Origin of the sequence: Moheibacter sediminis (assembly GCF_900176425.1) — a bacterium.
In the GTDB taxonomy this organism is placed as follows: Bacteria; Bacteroidota; Bacteroidia; order Flavobacteriales; family Weeksellaceae; genus Moheibacter; species Moheibacter sediminis.
In genome coordinates this window covers 23,671-45,182 of the sequence record NZ_FWXS01000007.1, presented here as the reverse complement: position 1 = coordinate 45,182, position 21,512 = coordinate 23,671, and the positions used below count along the sequence as shown (strand labels likewise).

Annotated in this window: 18 protein-coding genes; 13 read left to right on the top strand and 5 right to left on the bottom strand. The window is 35.2% G+C overall.

All coding sequences use genetic code 11. The features are described from left to right. Positions 1-171: 171 nt before the first annotated feature. From B8977_RS10795 to B8977_RS10785, 3 genes are all read right to left on the bottom strand, one after another. Positions 172-405 carry a DUF1456 family protein gene (locus tag B8977_RS10795; protein WP_084017734.1) on the bottom strand — a complete coding sequence of 78 codons (234 nt, stop codon included), beginning with the start codon at positions 403-405 and terminating at the stop codon, positions 172-174. 128 nt (positions 406-533) lie between these two features. Continuing rightward, complete coding sequence (locus tag B8977_RS10790; protein WP_084017733.1) at positions 534-1,757, bottom strand: dihydrolipoamide acetyltransferase family protein; 1,224 nt, start codon at positions 1,755-1,757, stop codon at positions 534-536. 80 nt (positions 1,758-1,837) lie between these two features. Next, entirely contained in the window at positions 1,838-2,998 is a 1,161-nt protein-coding gene (locus tag B8977_RS10785) for an acyl-CoA dehydrogenase family protein (protein WP_084017732.1), read from the bottom strand. A 374-nt stretch (positions 2,999-3,372) separates the two neighbouring features. Between B8977_RS10785 and B8977_RS10780 the strand changes: the two genes are divergently transcribed. The 10 genes from B8977_RS10780 to B8977_RS10735 all read left to right on the top strand — a co-directional run bounded on the left by B8977_RS10780 (position 3,373) and on the right by B8977_RS10735 (position 12,763). Next, positions 3,373-4,095 carry a hypothetical protein gene (locus B8977_RS10780; RefSeq protein WP_084017731.1) on the top strand — a complete coding sequence of 241 codons (723 nt, stop codon included), beginning with the start codon at positions 3,373-3,375 and terminating at the stop codon, positions 4,093-4,095. 2 nt (positions 4,096-4,097) lie between these two features. After that, positions 4,098-4,595 carry a GNAT family N-acetyltransferase gene (locus B8977_RS10775; protein WP_084017730.1) on the top strand — a complete coding sequence of 166 codons (498 nt, stop codon included), beginning with the start codon at positions 4,098-4,100 and terminating at the stop codon, positions 4,593-4,595. Between the two features lie 84 nt (positions 4,596-4,679). Beyond that, positions 4,680-5,972, top strand: coding sequence for an MFS transporter (locus B8977_RS10770; protein ID WP_084017729.1), 1,293 nt, complete (start codon positions 4,680-4,682; stop codon positions 5,970-5,972). Continuing rightward, positions 5,965-6,981, top strand: a complete 1,017-nt coding sequence (locus tag B8977_RS10765) for a YihY/virulence factor BrkB family protein (protein ID WP_221405783.1) — start codon at positions 5,965-5,967, stop codon at positions 6,979-6,981. Before B8977_RS10770 ends, B8977_RS10765 begins: the two co-directional genes overlap by 8 nt. 150 nt (positions 6,982-7,131) lie before the next feature. Further along, positions 7,132-7,692 (top strand): phosphoribosylglycinamide formyltransferase, encoded by a 561-nt coding sequence (gene purN / locus B8977_RS10760; protein ID WP_084017728.1) that lies wholly within the window; start codon positions 7,132-7,134, stop codon positions 7,690-7,692. A gap of 84 nt (positions 7,693-7,776) precedes the next feature. Next, positions 7,777-9,288 (top strand): bifunctional phosphoribosylaminoimidazolecarboxamide formyltransferase/IMP cyclohydrolase, encoded by a 1,512-nt coding sequence (gene purH, locus B8977_RS10755; RefSeq protein WP_084017727.1) that lies wholly within the window; start codon positions 7,777-7,779, stop codon positions 9,286-9,288. 168 nt (positions 9,289-9,456) lie between these two features. Continuing rightward, the gene (locus tag B8977_RS10750; protein WP_143736467.1) at positions 9,457-10,155 is read left to right on the top strand and encodes a hypothetical protein; all 699 of its coding nucleotides are present in this window, start codon (positions 9,457-9,459) and stop codon (positions 10,153-10,155) included. A gap of 6 nt (positions 10,156-10,161) precedes the next feature. Next, the gene (gene purD / locus B8977_RS10745; protein WP_084017725.1) at positions 10,162-11,451 is read left to right on the top strand and encodes a phosphoribosylamine--glycine ligase; all 1,290 of its coding nucleotides are present in this window, start codon (positions 10,162-10,164) and stop codon (positions 11,449-11,451) included. Between the two features lie 53 nt (positions 11,452-11,504). Further along, on the top strand, positions 11,505-12,317 hold the full coding sequence (locus B8977_RS10740) for a T9SS type A sorting domain-containing protein (RefSeq protein ID WP_084017724.1): 813 nt from the start codon (positions 11,505-11,507) through the stop codon (positions 12,315-12,317). A gap of 74 nt (positions 12,318-12,391) precedes the next feature. Next, a complete protein-coding gene (locus B8977_RS10735) occupies positions 12,392-12,763 on the top strand; it encodes a YbaN family protein (RefSeq protein WP_084017723.1) in 372 nt (123 codons plus the stop codon). 19 nt (positions 12,764-12,782) lie between these two features. Here the strand turns inward: B8977_RS10735 and galE are convergent, their stop codons facing one another. After that, positions 12,783-13,790 carry a UDP-glucose 4-epimerase GalE gene (gene galE, locus B8977_RS10730; RefSeq protein ID WP_084017722.1) on the bottom strand — a complete coding sequence of 336 codons (1,008 nt, stop codon included), beginning with the start codon at positions 13,788-13,790 and terminating at the stop codon, positions 12,783-12,785. Positions 13,791-13,818: 28 nt separating this feature from the next. Beyond that, positions 13,819-14,946, bottom strand: a complete 1,128-nt coding sequence (locus tag B8977_RS10725) for a DegT/DnrJ/EryC1/StrS family aminotransferase (RefSeq protein WP_084017721.1) — start codon at positions 14,944-14,946, stop codon at positions 13,819-13,821. Positions 14,947-15,105: 159 nt separating this feature from the next. On the opposite strand from B8977_RS10725, the gene B8977_RS10720 reads away from it, so the two are divergent. The 3 genes from B8977_RS10720 (at position 15,106) to B8977_RS10710 (ending at position 21,482) form a co-directional block, all read left to right on the top strand. Continuing rightward, complete coding sequence (locus tag B8977_RS10720; RefSeq protein WP_084017720.1) at positions 15,106-16,359, top strand: 3-deoxy-D-manno-octulosonic acid transferase; 1,254 nt, start codon at positions 15,106-15,108, stop codon at positions 16,357-16,359. Positions 16,360-16,431: 72 nt separating this feature from the next. Further along, positions 16,432-18,363 (top strand): SulP family inorganic anion transporter, encoded by a 1,932-nt coding sequence (locus tag B8977_RS10715; protein WP_084017719.1) that lies wholly within the window; start codon positions 16,432-16,434, stop codon positions 18,361-18,363. A gap of 26 nt (positions 18,364-18,389) precedes the next feature. Then, entirely contained in the window at positions 18,390-21,482 is a 3,093-nt protein-coding gene (locus tag B8977_RS10710) for a UvrD-helicase domain-containing protein (protein ID WP_084017718.1), read from the top strand. Positions 21,483-21,512: the final 30 nt, after the last annotated feature.

The window sequence follows — 21,512 nt, the reverse complement described above, 5'->3', positions numbered from 1 at the left end:
AGCCAATCAAAGTAAACCTCTTATTTACCTTAAACTCGAAACAATTGAGCTTACAATTAAATAACTATCAATTATTTAGCTTAAAAAAATGAGAGGTCAAGAAAATTAATAAGAAGCAATATCTTCATTTCTTAATATTGAAAATTCAGCATCAAAATTTCAATTTTTTTATTATTTTTTTGGCATCGGACCTCGTAGGTGGATGACCAATCCGTTTAAAAAATTACGAAGAAATTGATCGCCGCATTCTTTGTAATTGGCGTGGTCTTCGTTTCTGAAAATCGCTCCGAGCTCGCTTTTGGTAACTTTGAAATCAACCAAAGCACATATTTCAACAATTTCGTCATCCCTCAATTTCAGAGCGACGCGAAGCTTTTTCATAATATCGTTATTGGTGAGTTTCATAATAAATATATTGTTGAATTAAATATTCTCATTATCTCGTCGAATCCTCAATTTCCGACAAAGGAGATTTGATATTCGAAGTTTCAGATAGATTCTTCATTCCACTACGCTGCAATCAGAATGACAACTTAAATATTTTCCAATCGTTTTTTCAACGCACTCAAAAACTGCGAAGCCAAAGCGCCGTCAATCACTCTATGGTCATATGAAAGCGAAAGCATCATTATCTTACAAACCGCCAATTCTTCCTTGCCATCAACTACCACAACTCCTGCGCCTGAACGGATTTCGCCCAAAGCCAAAACCGCAACTTGAGGTCGGCTGATAATCGGTGTTCCCATCAAACTTCCAAAAATCCCGGTGTTACTCACCGTAAACGTTGTGTCTTGAATGTCCGTTGATTTGAGTTTATTGGATTTTGCGTTATTACCGATTAAATTTACGTTTTCGATGATTGCCTTCAAATCCAAATCGTTGACTTTTTTTACATTCGGAACGATTAAATTTCCGTCTGGCAAAGCCGTTGCAAATCCTAAATTGATGTCATTTTTGAGGATTAATTCATCTTCGTTCATCCACGCATTGAACTTCGGAAATTCAACCAAAGTTTCAATCACCGCTTTCATGATGAAATGCGTGTAAGTGACTTTTAGTCCGTTTTCTTTCTGAAATTCGTCTTTGATTTTTTCGCGGTGATTTACCAGATTCGTCACATTTACTTCTGAAAAAGTCGTAACGTGCGGAATAATTTGATACGAAGTCTGTAGATGTTCCGCTGCAATTTGACGGATTCTTGGCAAAGTTTCTACTTTGTCTTCCGGTTTTATGTTGAGATTTAATTTCGTTGAAACCTTTTGCTGAACAGGTTTTGAATCTTTATTCAAATAATTCAAAATGTCCACTTTACGGATTCTACCGTTTTCGCCAGTCGGCTGAATTTGTTTCAAATCCTCGATTTCCAATTTGCTTTCCGCGGCAATTTTCCTCACAACGGGCGAAAGAAAAGATTTTCCGTCGATTGATTTTGTTGAAATCAATTCGGTTTTCACATCTGAATTTGTTGAAACTTTTTCAGTTGACTCCACCATTTCAGCGTGAACAACAGTATTTTCATCCACTTCAAAAATAGCAATCGGACTTCCGACTTTGGCTTCTTCCCCAATCTTTACAAGGATTTCTTTCAAAATTCCCTCATATTCAGAAGGTAAATCACTGTCAACTTTATCTGTTCCAATGGTTACGAACAATTCATCTTTTGCAACTTTATCGCCTGGATTTTTCAGCCAATCGGTAATGGTAGCTTCCATTACGCTTTCGCCCATTTTGGGAAGGAGGATTTGGATTTCTTTCATTTTGATGAAGTATCAAGTAGTAAGTATCAAGTAGTAAGAATGTTATGCCCTGCTACTCGATACTTGATACTAATTTTTATTTATTCAAACGCATTAATTCCTGTGATGTCGTTTCCGGTAATCAACAAGTGAATGTCGTGTGTTCCTTCGTAAGTGATAACTGATTCTAAATTTGCAGCGTGGCGCATCATCGGATAATCGCCTACAATCCCCATTCCACCAAGGATTTGACGAGATTCGCGTGCGATGTCAATTGCCATTCTCACGTTATTTCTTTTTGCCATTGAAATCTGTGCAGGCGTTGCTTTGTCTTGGTTTTTCAAAGTTCCCAATCTCCAAGCCAGTAATTGTGCTTTGGTGATTTCGGTTACAAATTCAGCCAATTTCTTTTGTTGCAACTGAAATGAAGCAATGGGTTTCCCAAATTGATTTCTTTCTAATGAATATTTCAAAGCTACTTCATAACAGTCAATTGCTGCGCCGATTACACCCCAAGAAATTCCATAACGAGCCGAATTCAAACAAGAAAGAGGCCCTCTCAAACTGTTTACGTGTGGAAATATATTTTCTTTTGGAACTTCAACATTTTCAAAAACCAATTCTCCGGTTTTCGATGCGCGAAGCGACCATTTGTTATGCGTTTCAGGAGTTGAAAAACCTTTCATTCCACGTTCCACAACCATTCCTCTGATTTTTCCTTCTTCATCTCTTGCCCAAACAACTGCAATGTCAGCTACGGGTGAATTTGTTATCCACATTTTTGCACCATTCAGAACATAATGAGAACCTTTGTCTACTATTTTGGTTTCCATTCCAGATGGATTTGAACCATGGTTTGGTTCCGTCAATCCGAAACAACCAATCATTTCGCCTGAAGCTAATTTTGGTAAATATTTTCTTTTTTGTTCTTCTGAACCAAATGAATAAATCGGGTACATCACCAATGAAGACTGAACTGAAGCCGCTGAGCGAACCGCACTGTCGCCCGCTTCTAATTCTTGCATGATCAATCCATAAGAAATTTGATCCAATCCTGCACCGCCATATTCTTCTGGAATATATGGACCTAAAGCTCCGATTGCGCCCAATTTCGGCATCAATCCCGGTAAATCTGTATGGTTGTGAGCCGCTTCGTCAATTACAGGTTTGATTTCCTGATTGACAAATTCTCGGACACTTTGCTGAACGAGTATATTTTCTTCAGTAAGTAATTCTTCTATTTTAAAATAATCTGTTGCCATTTTTGTTTGTTTTCGGTTGCAAAAGTAATGAGAAAACTGTGAATGTCAAATATTTCAAACATATGATTCTGATTTAATCGATTGCAAAATCAAACAATAATTTAATTCATTAATATCGTCATGGAAACATCTGATTTTTATTTTTTAGAAATTCCAGTTTAAAATTCAGAATCATTTTTGGGAAATTTTGAAATAATTTCTTTTATATTATAAATTCTATCAAATTTAATCCTAATAAAAATCCCTAACCAAAACTAATTAGAAAGCGAAAAAATTATCCAGACTCAAGCTCTCTATGCGAAAGTGATGTTTAAAGTATTGATTATTAATAAATATTCAAAGTAAGTAATATCTATTTTGGCTAAATTTGATACATGAAAATCAGAACCCTTTTATTAATTTCTATTCTTCTTGTTTCATGTAATCGAACATTCGAAATAGGTATTTCTGAAGAAAAAACGGGAATTGGATTAATTTATTTGGATATAAACTCTCCGATTTATTTGTATTCAGACAAAACCAGCAAAATTCCCTTTGATTCTATTGTATTTAAAAATAATAAAATCAAAACCTCAATTCTAAAACAACAGTTACAACCTTACAAAATTTATCAAGGAGATACGGAGAAAGAAGCTAAAATAAACGAACAAAAAGGATTAATAGAATTTAAACCACAAATCATTTTCAGAGTTTTAGAAAAAGATAAAAACTTTTGGCAAGTCATTATAAATGAAAAAGAATCTGAATTTGTATATTTAAACCTAGAAAAATACCAAGATTTAAGTATCTCAAATTATTTAAAAGAAATTAATTTTGATCCGAATTTTGTTCCTGATGAAATTAAAAATTGGTACCTGTTCGAAGATTGGATGACTACTTTTAGGTCTTCATTTATCCCTAATTCAGATAATTTAATATTCCACAACCAACCCGATGGAAATAAAATCAACACCAAGTTAGAATTTATAAATTATCAAATCGATACGATTCAAAATGATTGGATGAAAGTCAAATTAAATGATTCAATATCGGGCTGGATTCGTTGGAAAAGAAATGATTCGATTGTATTGAAATATAACAGATTTTTATATTATTAAATATGAAAAACATCCTCCAAACTCCCCGATTGATTTTACGTGAATTCCACATCGACGATGCTGAATATTTTTTCAAATTAAATTCAAACCCAAAAGTAATTCAATTTACAGGCGATGAAGCATTTAAAAATATTGAGGAAGCAAAAAATTTCCTTAGTAATTATAAAAATTACGAACAAAACGGCTATGGCAGATGGTCGGTCATCGATAAAAAAACAAACCATTTTTTGGGCTGGTGCGGCTTGAATTTTAACGGAAATGAAACCGACATCGGATTTCGTTTTTTTGAAGAACATTGGAACAAAGGTTATGCGACCGAAAGCGCAAAAGCCTGTCTGGATTTTGGATTTAAAATATTAGATTTAAATGAAATCGTCGGCAGAGCCATGAAAGAAAATTCTGCTTCTCACAAAGTTTTGGAAAAGATTGGACTCAGTTTCAGCCACGAAATCGAAAAAGAAAACTACAAATGGGTGATTTACAAAATTCAAAAGAATTAAACATTTATACCGAATTGAATCCTTAATATTAAATTACAGATTCATATCTTCGTTTACATTATTTTTGATAATCGAAAGAATCTTATGTTCCAAAAAAACAATCCCAAAGTTGTCACTGCCTGGAAATTTTATGACTGGGCAAATTCAGTGCATTCACTCGTCATTGCATCTGCAGTCTTCCCTATTTATTATAGCTCTGTAACAAAATCTGAATCTCCGGATGCTATAACATTTTTAGGAATAGACCCAGCTTCCGCATTTACATTTTCGCTTGCACTGTGTTTTTTCATTGTTATTTTACTTTCTCCCATTTTATCTTCTATTGCTGACACTATTGGAAACAAGAAAATATTCTTGAAATTCTTTTGTTATTTAGGCTCTCTGAGCTGCATTGGATTATTTTTTTTCACATCTGAAAATATCTGGTATGGATTATTGCTGAATGTTTTAGCGGGAATCGGATATTGGGGAAGCATGGTTTTTTACAATGCTTATTTACCTGAAATTGTTACTGAAGACCGCATTGACAAAACATCGGCACAAGGATTTATGGTTGGTTATGTCGGCTCAGTAATTTTATTGATTTTATGCCTTGTGATGATTATGTTTATTGGTAAAAATAATGCTGGATTTTACACACGTCTTAGTTTCGTCTTAGTGGGATTATGGTGGATGGGTTTTGCTCAGATTACATTTAATCGTCTGCCTACCAATATTTACAACAAAAAAATCCCGAGAAATATCATCCAAACCAGCTTTAGAGAATTATTTAAAGTTTGGGGAGAAATAAAAAAACATAATGCGCTTAGATTTTTTTTAGGTTCTTTTTTCTTTTACAGTTTAGGTATGCAGACTATTTTTTTAATCGCAGCCATCTTTGGTGAAAAAGAAATTGGATTAACCACTGATAAATTAATTATGACTATTTTATTAATCCAGATTGAAGCTATTTTGGGCGCTTGGTTATTCTCATTTTTATCAGGAAAAATTGGAAACAGAAACACATTACTGATCGGAATATTCGTTTGGGTATTTGTTTGTTTATTGGCATTTTTCATCAACAAAAACAGCGATTCAGCTGAGATGCAATTCTATATCATGGCAGCTTTAGTCGGTTTGGTGATGGGCGGTTTGCAGGCGCTTTCGCGTTCCACTTATGCCAAATTACTACCGCCTACAGAAGACCACACGACCTATTTCAGCTTCTACGATATATTTGAAAAAATAGCCTTGTGTCTAGGCTTATTTATTTTTGGAATCATTATTGAAATGACAAATGGCATGAAAGTTTCCGCATTGGCAATGGGAGTTTCTTTTGCAATCAGCTTCATCATCATGTGTTTTCTGAAAATGAATAAAACCAAAGTTCATGATTAAAAACAAATTTACACTCGATTATTGGAAAAGCATCTGGCAGATTACGTTCAGAGCAGCCAAAAGTTATGGCGACGACCGCTGCATGAAATTCAGCGCATCGCTCGCCTATTATACTATATTTTCCATCGGACCATTGTTGTTAATTGTTATTTGGTGCATCGGTTTTTTCTACGGCAAACAACTCGAAGAAGGAAGCACAGCACAGGCTGAAGTTTTCGAAGAATTGAACGGAATTTTCGGTTCCAATGTTGCTTCATTCATGCAGTCTTCCATGGAAAAAATGATGGTGCAAACAGATTCCAACCTCGGCATCATCATCGGTATCGCGACACTTGTTTTTACATCTACCACTATTTTTGTGGACATTCAGGACTCTATCAATGCCATTTGGGGCATCAAACCCAAACCGAAAAAGGGGTGGTTAAAGCTAATTATCGACAGGTTGCTTTCATTTTCGATGGTTTTGGGATTAGGATTTTTATTAATTGTTTCCTTATTGGTCAATTCATTCATCATGTTATTTACCAATTACATCAATCAGATCATTCCCGGAATTTCACTCAATATGTTAAATTGGATCAACATCGGAATCACATTTCTGGTCATCACAATCCTCTTCGGATTCATATTCAAAGTCCTTCCTGATGCCAAAGTCCGTAACAAAGACATCATAGGCGGAGCTATTTTCACATCTCTGCTATTTATGCTCGGGCGCTACGGAATTTCATTCTATTTACAAAACAATGCTACAGCAAGTGCTTACGGCGCAGCAGGTTCAGTAATTATTTTACTGTTATGGATTTATTACTCTGCTGCCATTTTATATTTCGGAGCAGAATTTACCAAAGAACATGCAAAAGTATTCGGAAACGGCATCCAGCCATCTGCTTATGCAGTACTCATATCCCATACTGAAATCGCAGTAAAATCAGGAGAAGACACTGAAATAAAAGAAGGAGAAGTCATCCTCGAAAAAGATGAAAGCAAATGCGAAGATACCCTTGAATAATTCAATCATCTCCTAGTTTAACTTTACCTCTATCAACAGAATGTAATTAGTTATATTGAGAATGTTTAATCTTTCCGCCAAAACATTATCTTTGTACCTCATCAAAAAAGTACTATATACAGTACTTTATACTTTAATACATTCTAAAAAATGAAGATTGCTGTTTTCGTCTCAGGCGGAGGAACCAATTTACAAAACATCATTGATGCCATTCAAGACGGCAGTCTCCCTAATGTTGAAATTTCAATGGTCATAGCAGACCGTAATTGTCTAGCTGTTGAACGTGCCCTAGACGTGGATATTCCTACTTATTTATTGGAAGATAGGAAAGCATTTTCAGAAGATGCACAACACAACCTAGAAGGAGAAGAAATTGATTTAATCGTTTTGGCGGGATTCCTTTCAATTCTTTCAAAAGAATTCGTAGAAAAATGGGAAAATAAAATGATTAATGTACATCCTGCCTTGCTTCCCAAATATGGCGGAAAAGGCATGTATGGAAAAAAAGTCCATGAAGCCGTTTTAGCCAATAATGAAAAAGAAAGCGGCGCCACCGTACATTACGTAACCGCAGGCATTGACGAAGGAGAAATCATATTGCAACAAGCGTTTCCCATCAAACCTGGAGAAAATGTAGATTGGCTCGCTTGGAGAATCAGTCAGGTAGAGAAAGAAATTTTAATTGAAGCCATAAAAAAATTAGCAAAATAAACTAAAAGCCTCAGCGACCCCTCGACTGAGGTTTTTTATTTTCAATAAATTAAACGTTTAACACACATAAAATTAAATTCAAAAATGCAAAAGCAAGCATTAATCAGCGTTTCTGACAAATCAAACTTAATTGAATTCGCGCAATTCCTTTCCCAAAAAGGTTACAAAATCCTTTCCACAGGAGGAACTTTCAAACACCTTCAGGACAACGGGATCGAAGTGACCGAAGTGAAAGATGTAACCGGATTTCCTGAAATCCTTGACGGACGTGTAAAATCACTTCATCCCGCTATTCATGGTGGTATCATGGCTCGTCGCTCCGACGAAAACCATATGAATACTTTGAAGGAATACAACATCAACCCGATTGACATTGTGGTGGTGAACTTGTATCCTTTCTTCGGAAAAATGAACACCGGACTTTCCGAACCTGAAATGATTGAATTCATCGACATCGGCGGACCTTCTATGCTGCGTTCATCTGCAAAAAATTTCTACGATGTGACGGTAGTGACGGATTCCAATGATTATGCAAAAGTTCAAGAGGAAATTGAGACAGCTGGGACAACGAATTTAGAAACCCGAAAACTATTGGCAGGAAAGGTTTTTAATTTGACTTCCGCTTATGATGCGGCGATCTCCACTTATCTTTTGAACGAAGATTTCCCACAATTTTTGGAATCTTCTTATGAAAAAGTAATGGATTTGCGTTATGGTGAAAATCCGCATCAGCAAGCGGCTTATTACGTCGATAAAACCAAAAACGGTGCGATGAAAGATTTCGAATATCTACAAGGTAAAGAACTTTCATTCAATAATATCCGCGACATGGATTTGGCTTACAAAGTCGTTTCTGAATTTGAGGAAATTACCTGTTGCGCCGTGAAACATTCTACGCCATGCGGCGTTGCAATTGGAGATTCGGTAGATGAAGCTTATCAAAAAGCATATGAATGTGACCCGGTTTCCATCTTCGGAGGAATTATCGCTTTCAATGCAGAAGTAAATCAGTCGACAGCTGAAGAATTGAACAAAATATTTTTGGAAATCATCATCGCACCGGCATTTACAGAAGAAGCTTTGGAAGTATTCAAATCTAAAAAGAACTTAAGAATCATAAAAGTTAAAAATCCTGTTTCAGACAAAGTGAGTTACGCCAAAGTTGACGGCGGATTGTTGGTGCAAAGCGTAGACAATCAATTCTCAACCGATTTGAAAGTCGTAACCGAAAAGCAACCCACCGAAAAGCAAATGGTGGATTTGGTATTTGCACAGAAAATCGTGAAATGGGTAAAATCCAATGCAATCGTTGTGGCTACAAACGGACAAGCCTTCGGAATCGGCGGCGGACAAACCAACCGTATCTGGGCAGCACAGCAAGCCATCGAACGTGCCAAAAAAGTTCAGACCGAAGAACTGGTTTTGGCTTCAGACGCATTTTTTCCGTTCCGTGACTCAGTTGAATTCGCAGCAGAAAACGGCATCACCGCTTTGATTCAGCCGGGCGGTTCTGTAAAAGATCAGGAAAGTATTGATGCCTGCAACGAGCGCGGCATCCCGATGGTATTTACAGGAATGAGACATTTTTTACATTGATTTTAAAATTTGAGGATGTGGAAATTTGAAAATATCAGGTCAATTCTTTGTTTAAATTTTGTTTGCTTATTCTGTTTCCATTGTAATGATTCGAATGAGGAAATAATTATACCTAAAACTATTCAAGAAAAATCAGCAGGAAAAATTATATTGGATTCCCTAAAAGAATTGAACAATATTACGGCTGTTTACGATGAAAGTTTTTTTCCAAATTTCAAATCTAATTTTAAATCTTTAGGAAATTCTACGATTGTAGATTCTATGCAATTACCTTATTATAACATTCTATTTTTTGGTAGAGGTGAGGAGTGGTTTAAATTTCCTTCAAAAGAATTAATGGATGATTATAAAATTTGGAATAGAATTAATTCTGATTTTGTAAAAGGTAAAATTAGATTTTCAGATTTTGAGAATTTTAATTTTCCAATGTTAAAAATTTGGGTTGATACTACTCAAATAATTAACAATGAAAGAATGTATACTGGACAGCTAAAAGGTGATTCTTATGCAGTTTACATTATCAATAATTCAAATTTATGGCACATCGCGAACACGTACACAGAATTTCCAATCCTCATGCAAGCAATGAATAGACATGGCGAATGGTGTCACATAGAGTACAGAATTAACTCTAAAATCTGTGGGGGATTATTTTATTTTTTAGAACCCAAATCTTATTTTGTAACATCTGCCCGAAAGTACGGAGGGGATTTCAAAACCAAATTCAGGCTTAAATTTAAACAAAAAGATAAATTTATTTATTCCAATGAATTCTCAGGCTCAATGAATGAATCGCAATTTGAAATTCCACACTTGCCAAAAACAAATGATGTTGGAAAGAAAAATTACACAATATTTTTAGAATAATAAATCATGGACAATCAAAATAACTTTGAACATAAAACTTTAAACTTGAAACGAATTTTAATTATAGGAAGTGGAGGAAGAGAGCACGCCATCGGTTGGAAATTTTCAGAAGATTTCAAAAAGAAAGATGAAACACTAGAACTTTTCTTCACACCCGGCAACGCGGGAACCGCACAAATCGGAACCAATGTAACTTTAAAATCACTAGAAGAAATCCGTGATTTTTCAAAAAATGAAAACATCGATTTGACTTTCGTCGGACCTGAAGTGGAATTGGCCGAAGGTGTAGTAGATTTGTTCCAAGAAGCCGGATTGGAAATTTTTGGACCCGATAAAAAAGCAGCACAATTGGAAGCCAGTAAAGCATTTGCAAAAGATTTCATGGCGAAACACGGCGTAAAAACTGCTGCCTACAAAAACTTTCAAGGACCCATGCTCGCTATTGAATATTTGGAAACTCAAGAATTTCCGATTGTTGTAAAAGCAAGCGGATTGGCTGCCGGAAAAGGAGTGATCATCTGTCAGGATTTTGAAGAAGCAAAAGCTGCAGTTTTAGATATTATGGAAGATAAATCCTTTGGTGATGCCGGCGCAGAAGTAGTAATTGAAGAATTTTTGGAAGGTTTCGAAGCGTCGATTCTTTCTGTTTTTAACGGAAAAGAAATCGTTCCTTTTGTTTCGGCAAAAGACCATAAGAAAATCGGTGAAGGTGAAACCGGATTAAATACCGGAGGAATGGGTGTGATCGCACCAAATCCTTTATTTAAAAATGAACATTTTCAAGCATTTCAAACTGACATTTTAGAAACTACATTAAAAGGTCTGATTGCTGATGATCTGCTTTTTTCAGGTATCATTTTCTTTGGATTGATGATCACACCAAAGGGTGTTTATTTGCTCGAATACAATTTGCGCATGGGCGATCCGGAAACGCAAACGACTTTGCCTTTGCTCGAAAATGATTTGTACGAAATTATTTCTAAATCAAACAAAGGAGAATCATTTGAATTAAATTTCTCTAACCAACAAGCTTGTTGTGTGGTAATGGTTTCAGGCGGCTATCCGGGTAATTATGAAAAAGGATATGAAATCCGCGGATTGGAAAAGGTTGATTGTCCTTATTTCATAGCGGGAGCCAAAGAATCAGATGAGAGAATCCTTACTTCCGGTGGACGTGTTATCAACGTCGTTGGTTTAGGAAATACAATGGAGGAGGCCCGAAAAGTCGCTTACGAAAACATCAAAAAAATTCATTTTGATTACGAATATTACAGAAAAGATATCGGGTTAATTTGAATAATTTAACAAAACTCTATAAATTTAGTCGATTAGTTATAAAAACTTATGTTATGAGAAGACTTTTATTTTCTTTTTTATTATTTTCAATTTCAATTGGAAATGCCCAAGTTATTGTTTACGAACAAAATTTTAATGAGGGTGTTGAACCAATTGATTGGACAACTGAAGTCGAAGGATTGGGAACTTGGATATTTGACAGTGACACCACACCAGGTGGTGTAGTACCAACCAACCAAGTAGATTCTTTTGATTCACTTGCTGCAATATTTGATGACGATTCTAATGGATCAGGAGGTGGTCAGTCAATTGCGACTCTTTTATCTCCACCTATTAGTGAAGCAGCTTCCATGGATATTGATACCATTTTAGAATTTGAGTACGCTTGTAATTTTTACCCTATGGACAATGGAGGTAGATTTTATGTGGAAGTATTTGATGGAGAAGAATGGGTTGAAATTTTAAGTGCAACTTCGATGGTACAACCTACAGTTTTTAATCTTTCAGTATGGGATTATGCTTTTGAAAATGATGATTTCCAGGTTCATTTCGTATTTGATGATGAAGGAAATTGGTCTTGGGGTGCAGGTGTAAATTATTTCAAATTGACTCAAGAAACTCTTTCGGTGCAAGAGCTATCAAATAATACATTCAGCATTTATCCAAATCCTGTAAAAGATGTTGCTATTATCAAATCTTCTCAACTGGTAAAACAGTTGTCGGTGTATGATTTAACAGGAAAACAACTAGTTCAAAAAAATAATGTAAGCGATATAAATTTATCTCATCTTCAGACAGGAATTTATTTAATAAAAGCTGTTCTGGCTGACGGTGCAGTGATCACTCAAAAATTAGTTAAAAAATAAACTTAAATAGAATTAAAAAATAAAACCTCTGAAATTTATAGTCGGAGGTTTTTTTATGCATTCAAACAAATGATATGAAAATTTTTCTTGTAATACTCGGGTTCATCTCATTAGGGATAGGAATTGCTGGAATATTTCTTCCGATATTGCCTACAACACCGTTTCTATTGCTGACGGTTTTTTGTTTTTCGAGAGGTTCGGAACGTTTTCATAATTGGTTCATCGAAACGAAAGTTTATAAAAAATATGTGTTGAATTACAAGAAAAAGAAAGCAATGACGCTCAGAGAAAAATTGGTATTATTGCTTTCTGTTTTTGCAATGCTGAGTATTTCGTTTTATTTTGCACCACCTTATTGGTGGCTTCGTTTAATGCTTGCAAGTGTTATGATAGGACACGTTATTTATTTTGGTTTTGTTGTGAAAACTACAAGAGTTTCAGATTGAAAATATAGATTATATCAACCTATAATCCTTTTTGCCATTCCCAAGCCGTTCGCATAGATTCTTCCAGCGAAGTTTCCGGCTTCCAGCCTAATTCTTTTTCTGCCAATTCATTGTCAGAATAAGCTTCAACGATGTCTCCCGCCCTTCTGTCAACCAGTTTATAATTTAACTTTAAATTATTTACTTCTTCAAATGATTTTACCACTTCCAAAACAGTAGAACCGATTCCTGTTCCTAAATTGAAAATTTCCAGACCGGATTTGTTTTTCTTTTCAATCAGCCTTGTCAAGGCTTTTACATGCGCATCTGCTAAATCGCAAACGTAGATGTAATCACGAATGGCTGTTCCGTCACGCGTCGGATAATCGTTTCCAAATATTGACAAGTAGTCACGGACTCCGGCTGCAGTCTGGGTCACAAATGGCACTAAATTATTAGGAACGCCTTTCGGCAATTCACCAATCAAAGCACTTGGATGCGCTCCTACCGGATTGAAATACCTGAGTGATATTGCATTTTTAGAATATGCTGATACAAAATCTTCCAAAATCTCATCTCCCATTTGTTTGGTTTTTGCATAAGGAGATTCTGCTTTTTTTATAGGAGCTTTTTCATTGATCGGCATTTCATCTGCCTGACCATACACCGTACAAGAAGAACTGAATATGAAATTATCTAAACTTCTCTCTTGCATTTGTTCCAAAACATTGAGCAGGGAAAGCAGATTGTTTTTGAAATACATTAAAGGTTTTTGTACGCTTTCGCCGACTGCTTTGTGTGCAGCAAAATGAATTACCCCATCAATTTGATTTCCGTCAAAAAATGCTTTTACTTTTTCTGAATCCTTCAAATCGATTTGATGAAATTCAGGTTTGGTTCCTGTAATTTCTGTAATTCTGTCTAAAACAAATAATTCTGAGTTAGATAAATCATCAATAATCACAACTTCATATCCGGCCTCCTGCAAGGCTACAGCAGTGTGTGAACCAATGTATCCTAATCCTCCTGTTACTAATATTTTTTTCAAAGGTTTAATTTTAAGTTTAAGAATTGATTTATTCTGGAGAATATGAACTAAAAAACTCCAACACAGATTGTTTGATGAATTCCAGTTGTTCTTTGTCCAATTCAGTATGCATAGGCAAAGAAATTACTTCATTAATTAATCTGTCTGTATTTGGAAATTCAGCATCATTGTAGTTTCCCGTATCGTAAGCTTTTTGTTTTCGTAATGGAACTGGATAATAAATCATCGCCGGAATTCCTTTTCCTTCTAAGAAAGTTCGCAATTCATCTCTTTTTCCGTTGGTAATTCTCAACGTATATTGGTGAAAAACATGTGTTGATTTTGCGTTTCTTGTCGGTATGAGGATACTTGGATGATTGGCAAATGCCGCATCGTAAAAATCCGCAGCTTGTCTTCTCGCATTATTGTAAGAATTTAACAAAGGAAGCTTAACTCTTAAAATAGATGCCTGAACGCTGTCCAATCTTGAGTTTACACCAATTTCGTCGTGGTAATAACGCTGGTACATTCCGTGATTTACAATTCCACGCATTTTGTGCGCTAATTTATCATCATTAGTGAAAATCGCTCCACCGTCACCATAACACCCCAGATTTTTAGAAGGGAAAAATGAAGTGGTTCCGATCGTACCGATTGTTCCGGCTTTTTCTCCGTTGAAATCAGCTCCAATTGCTTGTGCAGTATCTTCCACCACATACAAATTATGCTCTTTTGCGATTTGATTGATTTCATCCATATTAGCACATTGACCAAATAAATGCACTGGAATAATCGCTTTTGTATTTGGTGTAATCGCCGATTTCAATCTTTCTGAATCCATCAAAAATGTATCATAATCCACATCGACCAAAACCGATTTCAATCCCAAAAGGTGAATTACTTCCACCGTCGCAGCAAATGTAAAATCAGCCGTAATCACTTCGTCTCCTGGCTTCAAATCTAATGCCATCAAAGCAATTTGAAGTGCATCGGTTCCGTTCCCACAAGGAATTACGTGTTTTACATTTAAATAGGATTCTAATTCGTTTTGTAAATTTTTGACTTCAGGTCCGTTGATAAATGCTGTAGAATCTATTACAGCCTGAATGGAATCGTCTATATCTTTTTTGATTTTTTGGTACTGAGCACCTAAATCAACCATTTGAAGTTTGCGCATTGTTTAAAAATTTTGATAGCAAACCTACATATTTTTTTCGTTTTTATGTCTATCAAACCTACCCTAATAAATCATGTTAAGTCACTAATGAACTTAATTTTAAATTAAAATTTTAACCCAATAATTTACACGTCGGAATTTGTATCTTCGCCCACGATTATGAATCTCATTTACAACTTATTCATTTGGCTGTATGGACTTGCCGTTTCCATCGCTTCTTCCTTCAACCCCAAGGCTAAATTGTGGATTGACGGAAGGAAAAATTGGAAAGAAAAGATGAAATCACAAATCAAACCTGGGGATAAAATCATTTGGGTGCATTGTTCGTCTTTGGGTGAATTTGAGCAAGGAAGACCTGTGATAGAAAAAGCTAAAACTGAATTCCCCAATCATAAAATTGCAGTAAGTTTCTTTTCTCCTTCTGGGTATGAAGTCCGTAAAAATTACAAAGGCGCAGATTATATTTTTTACCTTCCGTTGGACTCTAAGAAAAATGCAAAATCTTTGGTTAAGATTCTGCATCCTGAAATTTTGATTTTGGTCAAATATGAATATTGGTACAATTTGCTCAAAAGGCTTCAGAAAAAGAAAATTCCAATCATAGTAATTTCTGCTGTGATCAAAGAAAAAAATCTTTTTTTCAAAGCTTGGGCAAGCTGGTTCAGAAAAATCATCAGCAAAATTGCTCACTTTTTTGTGCAGGATGAAGATTCAAAAAACCTTTTAGAATCTATCCATTACCATCATGTCACAGTTTCAGGCGACACAAGATTTGACCGCGTGAAAGAAATTTTGAATTCAAAAAATGAATTGATGTTTGTCGAAAAATTCAAAGGAAATTCCAAATTAATTGTTGCCGGAAGCACTTGGCCCGACGACGATGAAATTTTGACCGATTTCATTAATTCAAAACTTCCAGAAGATTGGAAAATCATTTTCGCTCCGCACAACATCGACCTGAAAAAAATCACTCAGCTAAAGGAAAAATTAAAATTACCAACTACAATTTACACACAATTGAATGATGATGAGTTAATTAATTCCAGAGTTTTAATTGTGGATACCATCGGGATTTTGACCAAAATTTATTCATACGCCGACATTTCTTATGTGGGGGGTGGATTTACCAAAACAGGTGTTCACAATACCTTAGAACCTGCAGTATTCGGCGTTCCTATTATTTTCGGACCAAATTACGGCCGGTATTTTGAAGCAGTAGAATTAATTGAAAACGAAGCAGCAGTCAAATTTGAAAATCAATTTGAGTTTGATGAGAGAATGAAAAATCTAATCGAAAACGAATCTGAAAGAGAAAGACGTGGTAAAATTTCAAATCAATACATTCAGCAAAAACCAAATTCTACAATTGTCATTTTAGATCATTTAAAAGGGATAATTTCCGAAAATCATTAAAATATGATTATTTTATTGCCATAATTCAATTATTTTTCTATATTATTGCGAAATAGAAAATTTAAAGGTTTCATGAAGCAATTTTTGAATAATTACCTCTCTTTCAAAAATCTCAGAGGAGACATTTTCGGTGGATTGACTGCCGGAATTGTTGCTTTACCCTTAGCTATGGCATTTGGTGAACAATCCGGATTGGGTGCGGCTGCGGGGCTTTATGGCGCAATTGCGATCGGATTTTTCGCTTCACTGCTTTGTTCTACACAACCTCAAATCAGTGGTCCGACCGCTCCGATGACTGCAGTCAGCATGATCATCATCGCAAGAATCATTCAGGCAAATGACGGCGATTTGAACGCTGCTCTTCCATCCATTTTAATGGTATTTTTCTTAGCAGGAATTCTGCAGATTATTTTAGGATTTATCGGCATTGGGAAATACATAAAATTCATCCCATATCCCGTAATTTCTGGTTTTATGACTGGGATAGGACTCATAATAATCATGGGACAAATTTTCCCTTTATTAGGCTACAACGCAGGAAATGATTTAGAATTAATTGAGAAAAACCGGCATTTAGCCGAAGCCAATATCATCGGAAAAATTTTTCAGGATGGAAATAACGGGGAAGCAATTACGTTAAAAGATTTGGGCGAGGTTGAAACCAAAGTTCAGATTGCAAAAAGCATCACCGAAAAAGAAATCATAGAAGAAGCTAAAAATTTAAGCAAAAGCCAGACGAAATCTCCTGTAGGAATCATCAAGAATTTACACCGAGGCATCAAAAATTTCAACGTTATGGAATTCATATTTGTGATTTCTACGATTGTTGTCATTTATGGATTTCAAAGGTTAATTAAAATCATTCCGAGTAAATCTCCATATGTAAACCGAATGAAGAAAATTACTTCTTCGATTCCTTCCACTTTGATTGCTTTGGTTTTGGTTTCCGGAATTGCGATTGCCTTAAAAATTGATTTATATACTATTGACAAAATTCCAGTTGGATTCCCGACTTTCCATTACGAGATATTTACGCAATTCCATTTCAGCGACATTAGCCCTTTTGTGATGGCGGCTGTTTCGTTGGCATTGCTAGGTTGCATCGACTCTTTGCTCACTTCTGTGATTGTCGATAACATGACCAAAACACGCCACAACAGCAGCCAGGAATTGGTTTCACAAGGATTAGGAAATAGCATGTCCGCACTTTTTGGTGGAATTCCGGGTGCATCGGCGACCATCAGAACTTTGGTTAACATGAATTCCGGCGGTAAAACAAGGATTTCAGGAATTATCGCTTCACTCCTATTGCTTTCGATTTTGATTGCTTTTGCACCGATTGCTTCCATGATTCCTTCAGCAGTTTTAGCTGGGGTTTTGGTGACGGTCGGCATCGGAATTATGGATTACAAAGGTTTGAAAGCCATTGGAAAAATGCCTTTAGGCGACGTAATCGTGATGTTCGTTGTGATGTTGTTGACAGTATTTTTTGATTTGGTCATTGCGGTTGGTGTTGGATTGGTCATTGCTGCCTTGATTTTTATGAAACAAATGGGAGAAATTTCCTCAAAACGCTCCGGTTTAATTGGTTTGGGAGAATTTTCTGAATTGCCTTGGGGCGACGAAAAACATTTTCCGCTTGAATTGAGGAAAACTGTATTCATAAAACATTTAGAAGGTCCTATTTTCTTTGGTTCAACCAATGATTTACAACTTTTGACAGCACAAATTCCTAAAAAATCAAAGTACGTAATCGTCAGAATGGATAGAGTTCCCTACATCGATCAAAGCGGATTGTATGCCTTGGAAGACATTTTGATTGATTTAAAAAGTAAGGAAATGGAAATTCTATTTGTCGGTGTTCAGAAACAGCCTGAGTATTTGCTTCGGAAAATTGAAATTATTCCGAATTTAGTGGAAGAAGATTTTTCATTCAAAACTTTCAAAGAATGTTTGACTTGGGTGCTGGAAAATGTTCCACAAAATCCAAACAATTCTAATTAAAACGTAAATTAGCAAAAAATGAAATTTTGCTAAAATCCAACGAATTCAAAATCTACAATGCCTCTGCCGGCGCGGGAAAAACCTATACGCTCGTCCGAGAATATCTTTCGATTTTACTCACAGATTCCAATCCGTTCAAATTTGAATCCATTCTTGCCATCACTTTTACCAACAAAGCTGCGAATGAAATGAAGCAAAGAATTCTGGAAAAATTGGTTGAATTTTCCAATGAAAATTACACTGAAATTTCAGAGTTGCATAATTTGAGCCAAGAATTAAACATAGAACCTGAAAAAATTCATTTGCGTTCGAGAGAAATTCTTTCAAAAATTTTGCATAATTATTCACGATTTTCGGTCAGTACGATTGATAAATTCAATTTAAGATTGATGAAATCATTTGCACAAGACATGGGATTATCTGTGAATTTCAATGTGGAAATGGATTTGGAAAATTTGTTGGAAGAATCTGTCAATCAATTGTTTTCAAAAATCGGAGAAGATGAATTATTAACATCTGTTTTGATTGAAATTGCCGTTGATAATTTGGAAGAAAACCGTTCGTGGGACATCACCAGAGAATTGATTTCCAATGCAAAAGGACTTTATTCAGATACGCATTTGGAAAAATTAGGAGCTTTACAAAAATATGATTTGGAGGAATTTAATAAATTCAGAAAAATCGTTTACCAGAAAGTTTCTTCCAGGAAAAACGACTTGAAGCAAATTGCAAATGAAGTTTTAGATTTAATTCAAAAAAATGGAATTGCTTTAGATGAATTTTCAGGTGGAAAAAGTGGAATTCCAGGATTTTTTACAAAATTTCTCAATGATGATTTTTCATTCCCTACCGCAACGCATTTAAAAAATATAGAAAATTCAAATCCTGATAAATTTGCTTCTGGAAAAGCTTCTGCAATTACTTCGAATTCAATTGAAGTAATTTTTCCTGAGATCAAATCGCAATTTTTTGAAGCATATAAAATTTTACAAAATTTGCCTTTATGGGAAGGAATTCAAAAAACCGTTGCTGCGCTCAGCATCATCAACGAAGTTGAAAAATCGGTTGAATCAATCAAAGAAGACAATAACGTTTTGTTGATTTCTGAATTCAATAAACTAATCAGTTCCAATCTACAGAAACAGCCTTCGGGATTCATCTACGAGCGAATCGGAAACCGTTTTCATCATTATTTCATCGATGAATTTCAGGATACTTCGACGCTTCAATGGAAAAATTTGAATCCGTTGATTGAAAATGCACGTGCCGGCTCTGACACTGTGATGTTGGTTGGCGATGCGAAACAATCGATTTACCGTTTCCGTGGTGGAAATCCCGAGCAAATGGTGAAACTCATCAACGAAAAAGATGTATTGGATATTACAGTTGAAAATCTTCCGAAAAACTGGCGGAGCTATGAAAACATCATTCATTTCAACAATCAATTTTACCAGTCTATTTCTCCAAATTTACCGACGGAAAATTACCAAAATCTTTATCTGCAAGGAAATAATCAGGAATCAAATCATAAAAAAGGCGGTTACGTTCAGCTCAATTTTATTGAGAAAAATGATGGAACTGAAGTTTATGAAGAACATACATTAAATCAGATTTTGATAAATGTAAATTCCGTTTTGGAACAAGGTTTTGAATTTGGAGAAATTACGATTTTGCACCGCACGAATGCACATGGGAAATTGATTGCGGAATTCCTTTCTCAAGAAAACATTCCGGTCATTTCTGCTGAATCTTTATTGGTTTCAAATTCTTCTGAGATTCAATTGATTGAATTGTTTTTCAAAGCAATCTCAAATGAAGAAGATTTGGTTTCAAAAGCTAAATTTCTGACAAAATTAAATGAATTAAATATTATTCAAAATGAAGATATTACTTCAGAGATTCAGTCAGTTCTAAAAGAAAATTTAATTCATTTAAAAGATTATTTAACTCAATACGAATTAGATATAAATTTCATTTTTCAACCTTCGCTCTCACTTTATGATTTCACAGAAAAAGCAATAAAAAGTTTTAATTTAGGAAAAAATGGCAATGCTTACATTCAGTATTTTTTGGATTTCGTGTTGGAGTATTCGATAAAAAATGAATACAATTTGCAGCGATTTTTGGAACATTGGGAAGAAAAAAAGGGAAAACTCAGCGTTTCTATGCCGGAAGGAATCAATGCCGTGAACCTGATGACCATCCACAAATCCAAAGGTTTGGAGTTTCCCGTTGTGATTTTACCGTTTGCAGATTGGGGCGAAAGAATGATGGCGCCGAAATTCTGGGTTCCGCTGCAGGATGAAGATTTACCGTTTGAAGAATTCATTGTGGATGCTTTTGGAAATTTGGAAAATGTTTCGCCCGAAATCGCGCAAATCATTCAAAATGAAAGAAATGAATTTGAATTGGACAATCTGAATATGTTGTACGTGGCTACGACGCGTGCGGTAGAACAGCTTTACATCACAACTCAAAAATTAAAACCAAATTCCAACAACAAGGGTGTTTCGCTTTATTTCAATAATTATGTAGAAACGACTGAAAATGAAATTGTTTTGGAAGGAGAAAAGAAACGTTTTTCAGTGTTGAAACATTCTAAAAATGAAACAGAAAAAATTCCTTTTATTTCAGAAAATTGGAATGAAAAAATCACCATCAGCAAAGAATCTTCGAAACGCTGGAGAAAAAGAAAATCAATCGTTTACGGAGAATTGATTCATGATTTCATGAAATTTATTTATACCGAAAAAAACATCGATTCTACTTTGCAAAACATCATCAATTTAGGATTGATTCAGAAAAATGAATCGGAAGCAATCAGAAAATTGATTTTGGAAATTGTTAATCATGACCGTTTAAAACTTTATTTTTCAGAAGAATATAAATCCATCAACGAGCGTGATTTCATCAATGAATTGGGGGAAGTTTATCGTCCGGACAGAATTTCATACCAAGAAAATATCGCAACAATCATTGATTACAAAACGGGAAATATGCAGGAAGAGCACGTGAATCAAATAAATTCTTACGCAGAAAACCTAACAAAAAACGGGTTTGAAGTCAAGGAAAAATTGTTGGTTTACATTGGTGAGGAAATTGAGGTGAAAGAGATTTGAACTAACCAACAAAAAATTCCGAACTTTGCG

What these genes read in the sequence shown, in the direction of transcription:
- B8977_RS10795 (WP_084017734.1), bottom strand. Translation starts at nt 405, where the DNA reads ATGAAACTCACCAATAACGATATTATGAAAAAGCTTCGCGTCGCTCTG.
- B8977_RS10790 (WP_084017733.1), bottom strand. Translation starts at nt 1,757, where the DNA reads ATGAAAGAAATCCAAATCCTCCTTCCCAAAATGGGCGAAAGCGTAATG.
- B8977_RS10785 (WP_084017732.1), bottom strand. Translation starts at nt 2,998, where the DNA reads ATGGCAACAGATTATTTTAAAATAGAAGAATTACTTACTGAAGAAAAT.
- B8977_RS10780 (WP_084017731.1), top strand. Translation starts at nt 3,373, where the DNA reads ATGAAAATCAGAACCCTTTTATTAATTTCTATTCTTCTTGTTTCATGT.
- B8977_RS10775 (WP_084017730.1), top strand. Translation starts at nt 4,098, where the DNA reads ATGAAAAACATCCTCCAAACTCCCCGATTGATTTTACGTGAATTCCAC.
- B8977_RS10770 (WP_084017729.1), top strand. Translation starts at nt 4,680, where the DNA reads ATGTTCCAAAAAAACAATCCCAAAGTTGTCACTGCCTGGAAATTTTAT.
- B8977_RS10765 (WP_221405783.1), top strand. Translation starts at nt 5,965, where the DNA reads ATGATTAAAAACAAATTTACACTCGATTATTGGAAAAGCATCTGGCAG.
- purN (WP_084017728.1), top strand. Translation starts at nt 7,132, where the DNA reads ATGAAGATTGCTGTTTTCGTCTCAGGCGGAGGAACCAATTTACAAAAC.
- purH (WP_084017727.1), top strand. Translation starts at nt 7,777, where the DNA reads ATGCAAAAGCAAGCATTAATCAGCGTTTCTGACAAATCAAACTTAATT.
- purD (WP_084017725.1), top strand. Translation starts at nt 10,162, where the DNA reads ATGGACAATCAAAATAACTTTGAACATAAAACTTTAAACTTGAAACGA.
- B8977_RS10740 (WP_084017724.1), top strand. Translation starts at nt 11,505, where the DNA reads ATGAGAAGACTTTTATTTTCTTTTTTATTATTTTCAATTTCAATTGGA.
- B8977_RS10735 (WP_084017723.1), top strand. Translation starts at nt 12,392, where the DNA reads ATGAAAATTTTTCTTGTAATACTCGGGTTCATCTCATTAGGGATAGGA.
- B8977_RS10725 (WP_084017721.1), bottom strand. Translation starts at nt 14,946, where the DNA reads ATGCGCAAACTTCAAATGGTTGATTTAGGTGCTCAGTACCAAAAAATC.
- B8977_RS10720 (WP_084017720.1), top strand. Translation starts at nt 15,106, where the DNA reads ATGAATCTCATTTACAACTTATTCATTTGGCTGTATGGACTTGCCGTT.
- B8977_RS10715 (WP_084017719.1), top strand. Translation starts at nt 16,432, where the DNA reads ATGAAGCAATTTTTGAATAATTACCTCTCTTTCAAAAATCTCAGAGGA.